General features: G+C 41.4%; 13 protein-coding genes, 1 tRNA gene and 1 pseudogene. All 15 read left to right on the forward strand.

What is annotated here, in order from left to right:
- The first annotated feature begins 150 nt into the window (after positions 1-150).
- The 15 genes and pseudogenes from nrfE to CKV74_RS00230 all read left to right on the forward strand — a co-directional run bounded on the left by nrfE (position 151) and on the right by CKV74_RS00230 (position 16059).
- Positions 151-2055, forward strand: a complete 1905-nt coding sequence (nrfE, locus tag CKV74_RS00160) for a heme lyase NrfEFG subunit NrfE (RefSeq protein WP_007241662.1) — start codon at positions 151-153, stop codon at positions 2053-2055.
- Complete coding sequence (locus CKV74_RS00165) at positions 2048-2578, forward strand: DsbE family thiol:disulfide interchange protein (protein WP_095176584.1); 531 nt, start codon at positions 2048-2050, stop codon at positions 2576-2578. Before nrfE ends, CKV74_RS00165 begins: the two co-directional genes overlap by 8 nt.
- Entirely contained in the window at positions 2575-3645 is a 1071-nt protein-coding gene (gene nrfF, locus CKV74_RS00170) for a heme lyase NrfEFG subunit NrfF (protein ID WP_095176585.1), read from the forward strand. The genes CKV74_RS00165 and nrfF overlap by 4 nt, the downstream gene beginning before the upstream one ends.
- A gap of 159 nt (positions 3646-3804) precedes the next feature.
- Positions 3805-7605 carry a S6 family peptidase gene (locus CKV74_RS00175; protein ID WP_007241849.1) on the forward strand — a complete coding sequence of 1267 codons (3801 nt, stop codon included), beginning with the start codon at positions 3805-3807 and terminating at the stop codon, positions 7603-7605.
- A gap of 268 nt (positions 7606-7873) precedes the next feature.
- Positions 7874-8782, forward strand: a complete 909-nt coding sequence (gene glyQ / locus CKV74_RS00180) for a glycine--tRNA ligase subunit alpha (protein WP_007241535.1) — start codon at positions 7874-7876, stop codon at positions 8780-8782.
- Positions 8783-8835: 53 nt separating this feature from the next.
- A complete protein-coding gene (locus CKV74_RS00185; protein ID WP_007241746.1) occupies positions 8836-9486 on the forward strand; it encodes an FABP family protein in 651 nt (216 codons plus the stop codon).
- A complete protein-coding gene (locus CKV74_RS00190; protein ID WP_007241513.1) occupies positions 9486-9743 on the forward strand; it encodes a hypothetical protein in 258 nt (85 codons plus the stop codon). The genes CKV74_RS00185 and CKV74_RS00190 overlap by 1 nt, the downstream gene beginning before the upstream one ends.
- A gap of 1 nt (position 9744) precedes the next feature.
- Positions 9745-10125 carry a hypothetical protein gene (locus tag CKV74_RS00195; RefSeq protein WP_007241543.1) on the forward strand — a complete coding sequence of 127 codons (381 nt, stop codon included), beginning with the start codon at positions 9745-9747 and terminating at the stop codon, positions 10123-10125.
- Between the two features lie 113 nt (positions 10126-10238).
- Complete coding sequence (locus tag CKV74_RS00200; RefSeq protein WP_007241605.1) at positions 10239-10571, forward strand: hypothetical protein; 333 nt, start codon at positions 10239-10241, stop codon at positions 10569-10571.
- 89 nt (positions 10572-10660) lie between these two features.
- On the forward strand, positions 10661-11371 hold the full coding sequence (locus CKV74_RS00205) for a glutamine amidotransferase-related protein (RefSeq protein WP_007241718.1): 711 nt from the start codon (positions 10661-10663) through the stop codon (positions 11369-11371).
- Between the two features lie 26 nt (positions 11372-11397).
- On the forward strand, positions 11398-12639 hold the full coding sequence (locus CKV74_RS00210) for a histidine-type phosphatase (protein WP_408607457.1): 1242 nt from the start codon (positions 11398-11400) through the stop codon (positions 12637-12639).
- A 5-nt stretch (positions 12640-12644) separates the two neighbouring features.
- Positions 12645-12851 (forward strand): annotated as a pseudogene (locus CKV74_RS00215) (DUF559 domain-containing protein); the annotation flags it as partial.
- A gap of 79 nt (positions 12852-12930) precedes the next feature.
- Positions 12931-13296, forward strand: coding sequence for an endonuclease domain-containing protein (locus CKV74_RS00220; RefSeq protein ID WP_007241560.1), 366 nt, complete (start codon positions 12931-12933; stop codon positions 13294-13296).
- A 541-nt stretch (positions 13297-13837) separates the two neighbouring features.
- A complete protein-coding gene (glyS, locus tag CKV74_RS00225) occupies positions 13838-15904 on the forward strand; it encodes a glycine--tRNA ligase subunit beta (RefSeq protein ID WP_007241734.1) in 2067 nt (688 codons plus the stop codon).
- 78 nt (positions 15905-15982) lie between these two features.
- Positions 15983-16059 (forward strand) — tRNA-Ile (locus CKV74_RS00230).
- Positions 16060-16081: the final 22 nt, after the last annotated feature.

Below are 16081 nucleotides of genomic sequence, written 5' to 3' on the forward strand. Positions count from 1 at the left end.
ATAAAATGCGCCTTTCTTTTTGTCTAAAATAAAGTTTTTTAGCCATATCTAATAAAATCAATAACTTAGATATTATTTTAGATAAAACTTATTTTTTCCTGGGTGCGTTTAATATGCGGCAGCCCATGTTTTCAACCAATAGCAAAACGTATGATCCCAGAACTCGGTTTTATTTCACTCCTTATCGCCGCCATGGCTTCCCTATTGTTGGCCTTATTACCGCCTATCGGTTTATGGCGTAATAATCTAGCCTTAAGCAGTAGCGCTTGGGGACTGGCTTATTGCACAGCAATTTTCAGCACTGCCTCCATTGGTATCTTGGCCTATTCCTTTGCCATTGATGATTTCACGTTAGAATACGTAGCAGCACATTCCAACTCACAATTACCATTATTTTTTAAAATAGCTGCAACTTGGGGTGGCCATGAAGGCTCCATGCTATTTTGGCTATTCTCCCTAAGCCTTTGGTTGGCGGCATTTGCCTTTATCAATCGTCGTCGGGAACAAGCATTCTCAGCCTTAGTGCTAGCGATTCTTGGCATTATCCTATTTGCTTTCACTATTTTTATTCTGTTTTATTCCAATCCCTTTGGCCGTATTTTTCCTGCACCGCCGGAAGGACGCGATCTTAATCCGATGCTACAAGATATCGGACTTATTTTTCACCCTCCACTACTCTACTTAGGCTACGTCGGATTTGCCGTCAATTTTGCGATTTCCTTAAGTGGACTAATTATCCAACGTCCGCTTAGCCAACTCGCCCAAATGATGCGCCCATGGGTACTAACCGCCTGGTTGCTATTAACTATCGGTATTGTATTGGGCGCTTGGTGGGCTTATTACGAACTCGGTTGGGGGGGATGGTGGTTCTGGGACCCGGTAGAAAATGCCTCTTTAATGCCTTGGTTATTAGGATTAGCGCTCTTACATAGTCAACTCGTCTCCGAAAAACAAGGGCTGTTTGGTTATTGGACTACACTCTTTTCCTTGCTAGCCTTTGCTTTCAGCGTACTGGGGACATTTATTGTACGCTCCGGTGCCTTAACTTCAGTGCATGCCTTTGCCTTAGATAACTCGCGCGGCTATGTATTATTATTGATATTCTTCTTGCTCACGGTAGTATCCTTAGGTCTTTTTGCCTTACGCAGTCGACAAGAAGAAAACCAAGCGCCTTTCGTACTGCTTTCCAAAAACGGGGCAATTTTACTTATTAATGTCATCTTAACCATTGCGACTGTTAGCACCTTTCTCGGGACCTTTTACCCAATGCTTTTCCAAGCGATGGGATGGGGTTCCATTTCCGTAGGGCCTCCTTATTTTAATAGTATCTTCCTACCGTTAGTCACATTGATGCTATTAGCGATGGTACTAAGCCTAAACCTTAATTGGCTACGTAGCGACAAGGGGCAATTCAAGCGCCGTCTAATGTTACTCATCCCGGCGTTAGGCATCGCTTACCTAATGATTGCCCAAGTGCTAAATCATGATCAAACGTTGCGTTTCAATGCTTTTGCCTACATTCTGCTAAGTTTGGCTATTTGGCTACTATTGGCTACCTTGTGGCAAAACTGGCGATTGATGAAGTGCTCTTATTTAGCAATGATTTTGGCCCATTCAGGTGTAGCTATTGCAACTATTGGTGCAGTAATGAGTGGTTATTTTGGAAGTGAAATCGGTGTTCGTTTAGCACCACAGCAAACCCAGCAATTGGGTGAATTCAATTTTCACTATCAGACCTTCTCTAATGAAATCGGTCCAAACTTTACTGCTGAAGTGGCCTGGTTTCGCGTTGATAAGGCGGATAAGCCTTATACCGAAATTATTGCTGAACGCCGTTATTATGATGTGCGCACAATGACCATGAGCGAAGTCGGCCTTGATGCGGGCTTTTGGGGGGATTTGTACATTGTCATGGGCGATAATTTAGGGCAAGGTGAATTTACTTTCCGCCTTCATTATAAACCGCTAATCCGTTGGTTATGGGCCGGTGGCCTATTAATGGCACTTGGCTCACTATTATCGGTATGTTGCAGAAAGAGAAAATCCTATGAATAAAAAAACCCTATTCTTTATTCCGCTTGGTCTGCTCTTAGCCGTATGCCTATTGCTTTTTGCTGGACTAAAACAGGATCCTAAACAAATTGCCTCTGCACTGATTGGCAAACCCGTTCCTGAGTTTTATCAGGCTGACTTAGCTAATCCATCACAAACCAGAAGTCTACGTGATTTGCCCGCCGAACCTTTTCTGTTAAATGTATGGGGCAGCTGGTGCGGTTACTGTCAACAGGAACACCCGTTATTATTGGAAATCACTAAGGAAATTCCTATTATCGGCATCGATTATCGTGACAAACCACAAAATGGCCTAATGATGTTGGAACAAATGGGCGACCCTTACCGCTTTTCCATTAATGATAGTCGGGGGGAACTTGCCCTCAAACTAGGGGTTGATGGTGCTCCGGAAACTTACTTAGTAGACGCTAACGGTATTATTCGCTATCGATTTTCCGGCATGCTCACCGAACAAATTTGGCAAACCGAACTTAAACCGCAAATACAGGCATTAACGCATAAATGAAATATCTAAAATTTTTTTTCCTAATCTGCTATTTAGGGTTATTACCATTTGCTCACGCTGAAATGGTGGATACTTATGCCTTCAAAAACCAAGCGGATCGAACTCGAGCTGTTGAATTGGCTAAATCTCTACGCTGCCCACAATGTCAAAACCAAAATCTAGTTGAATCTAATTCACCAATTGCCTATGACCTACGCCTGGAAGTTTATAAAATGGTCGATGAAGGCCAAACCAATCAACAAATTATTGATGCAATGACGGCGCGTTTTGGGCAATTTGTAAACTATAAACCGCCATTTCAATGGAATACCGCCCTACTCTGGTTAGCACCTATCTTGTTATTTGGTTTGGCCTTTGCGCTTATTTGGTATTCCATGAAACAACCATCGTTGAATATCTATTCATCTGGAACAAGCACATTATCTTCTTCTGATCCTAGAAGCACTCAAAGCAACTATTTACCCGAAGTAACCTCGAGTCCGGCACAACGGCTCAAAACCCTATTACTTATCTTTAGCCTGCTGTTAATTGTGCCGCTCGCCTATTATTTTTCTCTCGATCGACTAGAACGCGTTCAACAGGGGGAACAGCTACAAGTTGCTGCGCTCAATCAGCGTCTAGAAACCTCTGAAAAAGCTCAACAAAGCGATCTGATAGAAACCATTCAAAATCGTCTGCGAGCCAATCCGAATAATGGTGATGATTGGCGTAAATTAGCTGAAGCCTATATGGAGGCGGAACAATATGACAATGCGCTAATTGCCTTGCGTAACGCGGCACAGATTCTTGGAGAAACACCAGAACTATTAGGTTTAGGTGCGACAGCTCAATATTATTTAGCCGGGCAAAAAATTACCCCGAAGGTTCGTCAATTAATTGAAGCCGCACTACAAGACAATAAAAATGAGGTATCGTCCCTAAATCTCCTTGCCGCAGAAGCATTAGCACAAAGAAACTATCCAGTGGCTCTTCGTTATTGGCAACAACTCTTAGATTCTAATAATCCGGCGGTTGATCGTCGCGCGGTAATCCAACATATCAAAATGGTGGAAATTTTTAATCAATAATCGGAAGGTTTCTATACTCACGTAATAAGGAGCATGATTGTTCCGAAATTTGCTAGAACCGATATTAAATTCAACCGTATCATACAAAATAAACATTTTTCTAATCAGTGATGATTCCATGCTTTCTCCATCACTGATTAATTTATTTGAACCAATTTTATGCAAAAGACAAATTTTAAACCTAAATTTATTGCTGCGTTTGTGGCATTGAACCTCAGCTCAATGACCTTCGCTGGACAAGTTTATTCCGGTGTGGATTATCAATATTTCCGTGATTTTGCTGAAAATAAAGGCAAATTCACTCCCGGTGCACAAAATATTGCGGTACTAAATAAAAAAGGCGAATCTATCGGCACAATAATGCAAAATGCACCAATGATGGATTTTTCGGTGGTTAGTCGTAATGGCGTAGCTGCGCTTGTAGGCGATCAATATATCGTCAGCGTGGCACATAACGTAGGCTATAGAAATGTTGATTTCGGTATGGAAGGCAGTAACCCCGATCAGCACCGATTTGCTTATAACATCGTTAAACGAAATAATTATAAAAACGACCGTACTCACCCTTACATGACGGACTACCATAACCCTCGATTAGCCAAATTTGTCACAGAAGCTGCACCGATAGAAATGGTGTCAAATATGCAAGGAAGCACCTATGGTGATTTAGAAAAGTATCCAATGCGGGTGAGAATTGGTAGCGGTTGGCAATTTTTGCGTGATGATAATGACAATGGCAACCATATTGCTATGGCGTATAACTACCTCACCGCAGGCAATACCTTTATGCAAGGTTGGGCGAACAATGGTGAGATCAGTCTAAGTGGTGATGTGCGCCATCCGAATCAATATGGCCCGTTACCGATTTCAGGTTCTAGCGGTGACAGTGGATCTCCGATGTTTATTTACGATAAAACGGCAGGAAAATGGCTGTTAAACGGCGTATTGCGTAGCGGACACCCTTATCAAGGTAAAGAAAATACGTATCAAATTGCACGAAAAGATTATTTGGATGAAATTCTTGATAGTGATTTGCTGACAGTATTTGAATTTACGTCTGCTTCCTATGACTGGACAACGAATGGCAATGGCAGCGGTAAATTAGCTAAAAAAGGCAGCCAAATTGTTGTAAACACTCCGCTTGCCAATTACAACTTACCTTCATCTGGCAAAGATGAATTCTTTGGATATGGTGGGCCGAACCCGTATATGCCGGCACTTCATCATGGTAAGAATATTTATCTTGGAAATATGCAAAGTAGCACAATCACTCTGAAAAATGACATTGATCAGGGAGCCGGTGGGTTGACCTTTGAAGGGGATTTTGTGGTGCAGCCTACCAATGATGAAACCTGGAAAGGTGCAGGTATTTCAGTGGGGGAAGGCAGTACGGTTACATGGAAAATCAAAAATCCGGCAGGCGATCGTTTGTCTAAAATTGGGCAAGGCACGTTATTGGTCAACGGCAAAGGCGAAAACCTTGGCGATATCAGTGTGGGAGACGGTGTTGTCGTTTTAAATCAACAAGCTGACGAACAAGGCAAAAAACAAGCCTTTAATCAATTGGGGATTGTGAGCGGTCGCCCAACGGTAAAATTGGAAAGTGCTGACCAAGTCAATCCCAAGAATATTTATTTCGGTTTTCGTGGTGGCCGTTTAGATCTTAATGGCCATTCACTCACTTTTAACCGCATTCAAAATACTGATGAAGGCGCACAAATTGTCAACCATAACAAAGGCACGGCAGCAACCATCACGATTCTAGGTAATGCTCAAATTAATAATGAAAATAACATTAACCAATCCAAAGCAATGGCATTTAACGGTTGGCTTGGTGAAACCAATACCACACTTCATAACGGTCGATTAAATGTAGTTTATCGCCCTACGCATGCAGACAGCGTCTTTTTATTATCGGGCGGTACTAACTTAAACGGCAATATTACGCAAGAAAACGGTACGTTGGTCCTTAGTGGTCGACCAACACCTCATGCCTATAACCATCAAAACCGACCGGCATTAATAGGTCGTCCCCAAGGGGAAGTGGTGATTGATGATGACTGGTTAAATCGTACCTTTAAAGCGGAAAAATTCGTCATTAACGGCGGAAATGTGGTCGTTTCTAGAAACGTTTCTGCGATAAACGGGGATTGGCAACTAAGCAACAACGCCAATGCTACATTGGGTGTCACCGATAAACAGGCAAATTTAATTTGTGCGCGTTCTGATTGGACAGGATTAACGAAATGCACCGAACAAACCTTATCCGATAAAGTCTTTGCCAGCTTAGAGCGTAGTCAAATCAATGGTAATTTTACCCTTAATGACAATACAACATTATCAGTATTGGGATTTGCGGATGTCACGGGGAATGTGGTGCTACATGGGCAAAGCCTATATCACTTAGCGCATAATGCAACTCAAACAGGCACACTTGCGCTAAATAACCAAACTATGGGCACAGTTGAAAATGCTACCTTAAAGGGTGATATTACTCTCTCTGACCAGGCAAAATTAAATTTCATTAATACCCATTTTGAGCACCAAATTCAAGGTACTAAAGACACCCTGATAGCATTGTCTAACAGTGCGTACTGGACGTTACCGAACAGCACAACAATTGGCAATTTAAGCCTCAATAACAGCCAAATTACACTAAATCCGGATTTTGAAACTCAAGCGAATAACCAAACATTTAACCAACTCACCTTACTAGGTGATTTAAGTGGAAATGGTACTTTTAATTACCGCACTTATTTGCCTGAATACAAGGGTGATCATGTGGCAGTACATGGTTTGGCAACAGGTAATTTTGTATTAAACGTGCACAACTCCGGTACGGAACCACAAACCTTACAACAACTCAGCTTACTGACCCTTAGAAACTCAGCTCAGACAGACAACATCAATATTTCTTTAGCGAATGGTCATGTAGATGTGGGTGTATATCGCTATGAGTTAAAAAATGATAATCATGATTATCGCTTATACAATCCGAGAAAAGAGAAAGAACTTGCTGAACAGGCACATCTAGCGAAAGATGCAAAACGTCTATCCGAAGAACAACGTAAAGCCGAAGAGGCAAAACACAAGCAAAAAGAACTTATTAGTCGTTATTCAAATAGTGCTCTTTCTGAATTGTCTGCAACGGTAAATAGTATGCTTTCAGTTCAACATGAGCTTGATAGAGTTTTGGTTTCAAATTCAGATCTTTCAGTATGGACGAATATTACGCAAGATAAAAAACGTTATGACTCAGATGATTTCCGTGCTTATCAACAAAATATGAATTTACGCCAAGTTGGTGTTCAGAAAAAAGTTGAGAATGGACGGATGGGAGCGATTTTCTCACATGGTCGTGCTAATAATACCTTTGATGAGCAGATCTCCAATCAGATGGGGCTCACGATGGTGTCAGCGTTTGCACAATATCAATGGCATGATTGGCAATTGGGTGTCAACGCAGGTTATGGGGTGAGTTCAAGTAAAATTTCAGGTGAACAAAGCCAAAAAATCCATCGTCGTGTGATGAGTTATGGCCTTAATGCGAACTATCAGTTTCGTTTAGGAGAATTAGGCATACAGCCTTATCTTGGTGTAAATCGTCACTTTATCGAAGGTGAAAATTATCAATACGAAGGTGTCAATATCCAGACACCGAAAATAGCATTTAATAGCTACACTACAGGGGTTAAAGTAGATTACACCTTTACACCAGCTCAAGGTGTGGCAATTAAACCGTATTTCTCAGTAAATTATGTCGATGCATCAAATGCTCGCGTGCAAACTCAAGTCAATCAGGCGACTTTACAACAACAGTTCGGGCGTTATTGGCAAAAAGAATTGGGCGTAAGTGGTGAGGTCGCACATTTCCACACGTCGGTATATGCGGCTCAATCGCAAGGTTCGCAATTAAGTAAACAGAGAACAATTGGTGTGAAATTAGGGTATCGTTGGTAGGCAATGAACTTTAATTAAACAGCCATGAGCAAAATGAGAGTTTTTTTATTTAGCATAGGGATATATCAGAATAAAGAGACTCTCATTTTTTATTCTCATTATCTTTTGATAAATGATCTTTTAAATTTAGTCCGACTAACTTTAATAGCAGGGGAAATTCCACTAAATATAAACCCTAAGATTTTCTACTCCCACTTTTTCGCCTTTATCCACCTTACGGTTTCAAGTATAATGCCCGCATTTTTCATCCATTTATAGAAGCCAAATTATGACAACAAAATTCAACGTAAAAACATTCCAAGGCATGATTTTAGCCTTGCAAGAATATTGGGCAAATCAAGGCTGTACCGTTGTGCAACCTTTTGATATGGAAGTGGGCGCAGGTACCTCTCACCCAATGACCGCATTACGTGCACTAGGCCCTGAACCGATGGCATTCGCTTATGTGCAACCTTCACGTCGTCCGACCGACGGTCGTTATGGCGAAAACCCAAACCGTTTACAACATTACTACCAATTCCAAGTGGTGATTAAACCGTCCCCAGATAACATTCAAGAACTCTATTTAGGTTCCCTTGAAATGCTTGGTTTTGATCCAACACAAAACGACATCCGTTTCGTGGAAGATAACTGGGAAAACCCAACTTTAGGTGCTTGGGGTTTAGGTTGGGAAGTGTGGTTAAACGGTATGGAAGTGACCCAATTTACCTATTTCCAACAAGTGGGTGGCTTAGAATGTAAACCAGTAACAGGTGAAGTCACCTACGGTTTAGAGCGTTTAGCGATGTACATTCAAGGTGTGGATTCTGTGTATGACTTAGTTTGGTCTGATGGTCCACTTGGTAAAACCACTTACGGGGATGTGTTCCATCAAAACGAAGTCGAGCAATCGACTTACAACTTTGAATACGCCGATACCGATTTCTTATTCTACTGCTTCGATCAATACGAAAAAGAAGCGAAAAGCTTATTAGAATTAGAACGTCCGTTACCATTACCGGCTTACGAGCGCATTTTAAAAGCGGCACACAGCTTCAACTTGTTAGATGCGCGTAAAGCGATTTCGGTCACAGAGCGTCAACGCTATATTTTACGCATTCGCGCATTAACCAAAGGCGTGGCTGAAGCGTACTATGCGAGCCGTGAAGCCTTAGGTTTCCCAGGCTGTAAAAAATAGGCAAAAAAACAACCGCACTTTAAGCATTAACACAACGATATAAGGAGAAAATGATGAAAGATTTTCAATACCCAGACGATATTTATACTGAAGCAGAAACTGATCCTAATACGCTCGCGAATTTAGGCCCATTGGCTAGATTAGCGGGTGTTTGGGAAGGTAAGCGTGGTGTGGATATTAACCCGAAAGCTGAAGGGCCAGAAAAAGATCCTTATATCGAACGTTATGAAGCTCATCCAACAGATGCTCAAACCAATGGTCCGCAACTGTACTATGGATTGCGCTACCACGCCCATATTATACAACCAGGTGAAGTAGAAACCTTCCACGACCAAGTGGGTTATTGGTTATGGGAACCTGAAACAGGCAATATTTTATTAACCGGTAGCATTCCTCGCGGCCAAACGTTTATTGCGGTCGGTAATGCGCCGGCTGATGCGAAAGAATTTACGGTAAAAGCGGTACGCGGTTCACTAACAAACGGTATTATTTCAAATCCGTTCTTAGAGCGTTCATTTACCACGGAAAGTTTTGAAATGACGGTGAAATTCCATGATGATGGCACTTGGTCATACGATCAAACCACAATCTTGATTATCCCAAATTATGATGCACCATTTGAACATCGTGATCGTAACCGCTTAAGCAAAATTGGCGAACCGACATTAAACCCAACCGCGGCAGCAGAACAAGAAGGTGAGTAATGAAACCTATTCTTTATTATGCGGCAGATTGCCCGGATACAGCGCCATTTGTGGCGGAGTTAAAACGCTTGGGTGTGGATTATGAGGCCGTGGAAGTATTATCTTCCATTCCAAATTTGAAACAATGGTTGCGTTTGCGTGATCGTCACGCCGCATTTGATGATGCAAAAGCACAAGGCTATGCAGGCTTCCCGGCATTATTGTTAGAGGACGATCGTGTCATTTTAGATGAATCCAAATTAAAAGAGATTTTCTAAAATGATGAAAAAAGCGTTAGCCTTTGCAACTTCAGTGATGATTTTGACCGCTTGTAGCAATGCACAACCGCAAGCTGAAATACCAACCGTGGGCGGGGAAACCGATGCTCACGGTTGCTTACCCAGTGCGGGGCAGTCTTATTCTTATTTGAAAAAAGCCTGTGTACAAGTGTTTGATGTGGCGGATATTAAGTTAGACGATCCCGCCAATAAAACTCAAGCAGTGTACGGCATTCTGTCAGAAGATAAGCAACAGGTTGAAGTGTTTGCCTCTGATTTGCCAGAAAACACAATTTTAGAGGTAGTCAAAGGTGGCTATGTCTCCAAAGACGGCAAAGTGCGTTTAATGAAAACTAAGAAAAGCTGGATAATCCGTAAATAATGGAGAAGGTAAAAATTAGCTTTTGGGAGTTTCTATTTAAGATCGGTGATGATTATTTGATGTTTTTACGTAATTTAACGCCAGCCGTTCTTTTTTTCTCCCTTGCACTTTTTATGTTTGGCAAACTACGCTGGGAATATTTTGATTTAGACCAAGCCATTTTGCTCTTTTTCTCCTTCTCATCAGCATTTATCGCCTTTAGTGTGATGCTGATTAATGTTGTGAGTTTTAGTAAAAAAATGCTGAAATCACTCAACGAGTTGCACCACAATGCTCCCGTTGATGCCAATGGTTGGACGATCTTTAAACAAATCTGGCAACAAACTAATGCCAAGCAATTGGTCTTTTTTCTAAGTGTCAATTTAGCAGCAATATTGCTAGTAATTGTTTACGGAATGAAATACGCCTTTAACTTCTACAGTGCCGTGGCAGCACTTGGCGATTAATTTTTTGACCAACACTAATAAAATCAATAACTTACCTATTGTTTTTGGAAAAACTTTTAAAAGCAGTATAGCGTTTTACAGGAGTGGGTATGCGCGTCCATTTTATTCAACACGAAGATTTTGAGAATCCAGGAGCCTATTTAGATTGGGCTTTAATGCGCAACTACCAGGTTTCTTTTAGCAAGGTTCATCTTTTTGAAGCTCTGCCCGCCAATGCGGATAGTTTCGATATGTTAATTGTACTGGGTGGTCCACAATCGCCTGATGAAGATCGCATAAATTTTCCTTATTATGATCCACAAGCAGAGCAACGCCTAATCCAACAGGCGATTAATGCCAATAAAATTGTAGTGGGGATTTGTCTAGGTGCACAATTAATTGGTGCTAGTTTCGGCATTGGCTACTCTCATAGCCCACATAAAGAAATCGGTAACTTCCCGATTTTACTCAATGAAGAAGGCTTAAAAGATGATAATATTGCGCACTTTGGCCATTCTTTAACTGTCGGCCATTGGCACAATGATATGCCAAATCTGACAAATGATGCAGTTATTCTTGCAGCTAGCCAAGGTTGCCCAAGACAAATTGTGCGTTATTCGCCTTTAGTCTATGGTTTTCAATGTCATTTGGAATTTACCCAAGCAATTGCACAGGATATTGTTCGCCATGAAAATTTAGCAAAGCTCAGTACTGAATACCCTTTTGTACAAAAAACTGAAGATATTCTAACCTTTGACTATCAAGCCATGAACAATGCACTCTGGGTATTTTTAGATAAATTAACAACGGGAAATGCTTAAAGATGAAAAAACTTATCCGAAACTTAATGGTGTTGCTAGTTGGCTTTAGTACGACAAATTTTCTTTGTGCGACAGAAAATCCCCAAAATGCACCGGGTGCAGATTATGAACTTGAGAAAATATTAATCTTCAGTCGCCATGGATTACGCTCGCCAGTGGAAAAAGACCCACAAGAGATGGCGAAATATTCTCCGCATGCATGGGCAAAATGGGATGTGCCATCAGGTTATCTCACGGCAAAAGGGACGGTGTTAGAAACCTATTTCGGCCAATATTTAGGGCAATGGCTTGCGGATAAAGGATTATTAACGACAGATCGTTGTGCATCGGGCGAGGGTATTTTTGCTTATGCGAATGGTGTGCAACGCACAATTGCAACAGGGCAAGCCATTGTGGCGGGAGCTTTTGCGGGCTGCAATGTTCAACTGCAACATCACGGTAAAATTGGTTCAGAAAAAGATCCAATTTTCAACACGCAGGCGCATAATCCAAGTCAAGCCTTGATTGAATCTGCAAAAAATAACGTTGATTTAACCGCTTTACAGCAAAAATTAGCGCCAAATTATGCGCTATTAAGTGAAATCATCGATTATAAAAATTCACCAAACTGCCTGCAAAAAGGCGAGTGTGATTTAGGTGGAAAAGTCGGTGAATACAGTATTAAAGACGGCAAGTCGGTCAAGATTACTGGTTCTATCAGCACCGGGAAGAAGATTGTCAGTGCATTATTGCTTGCGCATTATGTGGGCAAGCCTGATTCAGAAATCGCAAACGGTCGTGTGAATAGCCAAGAAAAATGGCGTGCAATTAACGAAATTAAAAACGAATATTACCGCACGTTATTTAAAAACAACGAAGCGTTGGCACAAAATGCCTCATATCCGTTATTAGCATTTATTCAGCAACAACTAAATAGTGAAAACAAAATTAACTTGTTGGTTGGACACGATTCTAATATCGTCGCTCTGCTTGCAGCACTAGGCGTTGAGCCTTATGAGTTGAATGATTCTTTGGAAAATATCCCAATCGGTGGCAAGTTACTATTTGAAGTGTGGAAACACAAACCAAGTGGCAAACTCAAATTTAAGCTGGATTATGTTTATCAATCCACTGAACAGTTGATTAACATCACGCCATTAAGTTTATCGACACCACCAAACCAAACAGCATTAACCCTCAAAGGCTGTGAGAAAGATGAACATGGTTTTTGTGATTATGAGCGGTTTCAACGGGTATTGAGTAAGAGTATTGAAAACGGCAAAAAATAGCGTTCATGCAACCCTATGAAAAATACTTAAAAGAGAATTCGCAGAAATTGCGAGCGGATCAAACGGATGCGGAAAGAAAGCTATGGCAACGCATCAATCGAGATCAATTATTAGGATTTCGATTTAATCGACAAAAGCCTCTTTTAAGTTATATCGTTGATTTTTATTGTGCGAAAGCAAAGCTGATTATCGAATTAGACGGTAGTCAGCATTTGAACATGGTTTTTGTGATTATGAGCGGTTTCAACGGGTATTGAGTAAGAGTATTGAAAACGGCAAAAAATAGCGTTCATGCAACCCTATGAAAAATACTTAAAAGAGAATTCGCAGAAATTGCGAGCGGATCAAACGGATGCGGAAAGAAAGCTATGGCAACGCATCAATCGAGATCAATTATTAGGATTTCGATTTAATCGACAAAAGCCTCTTTTAAGTTATATCGTTGATTTTTATTGTGCGAAAGCAAAGCTGATTATCGAATTAGACGGTAGTCAGCATTATGAGCCTGATTATCAGGAAAAAGACGCATTGCGAGATGCAGAATTAAATTCACTTGGTTTCACTGTGATGCGATTTAGCAATGATGAAGTAATGCGTGAAATTGAAAGTGTAGTAGAGCAGATTTATTTGTTTTTAGAGAATGTAAGGACTGATTGAATATGAGCGTTAAGTAGCTCCGCCAAATCTCCCCTACCCCTCTTTGCTAAAGAGGGGAATTCTTGGGTAAATTGATAGTAGTGGACTATTTATATTTTGAGAATATGAGGACTGATTGAGTATGAGCGTTAAGTAGCTCTACCAAATCTCCCCCTACCCCTCTTTGCTAAAGAGGGGGGATTCATGAGTAAATTGATAGTAACTGACTCATTTACATTTTAATTTCAATAAAGATTAAATTATCTGCTTTAAAAAAACGTTAAAGTAAAACGTAGATATTTAACTCTGCAAAGATCAAATACCCTCTTTGCTAAAGATGGGGATTCTTGAGTAAATTGATTGTAACTGGCTCATTTACATTTTAATTTCAATAAAGATTAAATTATCTGCTTTCAAAAAGCTTTAAAGTAGAACATAAATATTTAACTTTCCAAAGATCCAATCCCCTCTTTAGCAAAGAGGGGGAGGGGAGATTTGGCAGAAGTGATGACGAAGAAAATAAGAATTTAAACCTACAGAATTTTTAAATAAGAGAAACAAAATGACAACCCAAAACTTCCTAGTAGAAATCGGCACAGAAGAGCTGCCACCAAAAGCTCTCAAAACATTAGCAACCTCTTTTGCGGATAACGTTGAAGCGGAATTGAACCAAGCAGGTTTAACCTTCGATAAAATCGAATGGTTTGCGGCACCGCGTCGTTTGGCGGTGAAAGTATTGAACTTAGCCACACAACAGCCAAGCAAAGAAATCGAAAAACGTGGGCCGGCAGTGTCTGCTGCCTTTGATGCGGAAGGTAAACCAACAAAAGCGGCTGAAGGCTGGGCGCGTGGTTGTGGCATTACCGTTGACCAAGCAGAACGCATTGCGACTGATAAAGGTGAATGGCTCGTTCATCGTGCGAAAATTGAAGGTCAACCGACTAAAAACTTGCTTAACGGCATTGTGGCAAATGCGTTGGCGAAATTGCCAATTCCAAAACCAATGCGTTGGGCAGACAAAACCGTGCAATTTATCCGTCCGGTTCATACTGTGACTATGTTGTTAGGTGATGAGTTAATCGAAGGCGAAATTTTAGGTGTGGCAAGCGCACGCACTATTCGCGGTCACCGTTTCTTAGGCGAGAAAGAATTTGAAATTCAACATGCTGACCAATATCCGCAATTATTACGTGAAAAAGGTTCTGTAGTCGCAGATTTCAACGAACGTAAAGCAGAAATTTTGGCAAAATCTCAAGCAAAAGCGACCGCACTTGGCGGCGTGGCTGACATTGAAGAAAGCTTGCTTGAAGAAGTGACTTCGTTGGTGGAATATCCAAACGTTTTAGCGGCAAAATTTGAAGAACGCTTCTTAGCGGTGCCTTCGGAAGCCTTGGTTTACACCATGAAAGGCGATCAAAAATATTTCCCGATTTATGACAAAGACGGCAAATTATTACCTCACTTTATTTTTGTCTCAAACATCAACCCAGAAGATCCCACCGCGATTATCGAAGGGAACGAAAAAGTGGTTCGCCCTCGTTTAACCGATGCGGAATTCTTCTTCAAAACGGACTTAAAACAAAAACTGGTTGATCGTTTACCACGCTTAGAAACCGTATTGTTCCAACAACAACTCGGTACATTGAAAGACAAAACTGACCGTATTGAACAACTTGCAGGCGAAATTGCAAAACAAATCGGTGCAAACGAAGCGAAAGCAAAACGTGCCGGCTTACTGTCAAAATGTGACTTGATGACCAACATGGTATTTGAATTCACCGATACCCAAGGCGTGATGGGCATGCACTATGCTCGTCATGATGGTGAAGACGAAGAAGTCGCAGTGGCATTAAATGAACAATATATGCCTCGCTTTGCCGGTGATGAATTACCAAAATCACTCGTTGCAAGTGCGGTTGCTTTAGCGGATAAATTTGACACTTTAACGGGTATCTTCGGCATCGGGCAAGCACCAAAAGGTAGCGCAGACCCATTTGCATTGCGTCGTGCGGCATTAGGTGCATTACGTATTATCGTAGAGAAAAACTTACCACTGGATTTAGAAGATTTAGTGAAAAAATCAGCCGCACTTTTCGGTGATAAACTAACGAATAAAAATGTGGTTGCTGATGTCGTGGACTTTATGCTTGGTCGTTTCCGTGCATGGTATCAAGATGAAGGCATTGCGGTGGATGTTATTCAAGCTGTATTGGCGCGTCGTCCAACTCGCCCAGCTGACTTTGATGCGCGTGTGCGTGCGGTTTCACACTTCCGTACTTTAGATTCAGCGGAAGCGTTAGCGGCAGCAAACAAACGTGTAAGCAATATCTTAGCCAAAGCGGATGCTGCAATTGGCGAGATCAATTTGACCGCTTGCGTAGAGCCAGCAGAAAAAGCCCTTGCTGAAGCGGTACTTGCATTACGTACTGAAGTACAACCACTTATCGCAAAAGGCGATTACACGGCAGTATTAGATAAATTAGCGAACTTACGTGCACCGGTAGACAGCTTCTTTGATAACGTAATGGTAAATGCTGAAGATCCGGCATTACGCCAAAACCGCTTAGCGATTTTAAACACGTTACAAGACTTGTTCTTACAAGTGGCGGATATTTCGGTATTGCAATAATTCGTCGGTGATTTTTCCAACGACTAAATTCGCTTATCTAGACTTTGCGGGATTATTTCCCTATAATTCCGCTACTTTCCCCCCTTAGCTCAGTCGGTTAGAGCAGGCGACTCATAATCGCTTGGTCGCTGGTTCAAGTCCGGCAGGGGGGACCAATTTTGAAGATCGCATTATGTG

Source organism: Haemophilus pittmaniae (genome assembly GCF_900186995.1).
GTDB lineage: Bacteria > Pseudomonadota > Gammaproteobacteria > Enterobacterales > Pasteurellaceae > Haemophilus_D > Haemophilus_D pittmaniae.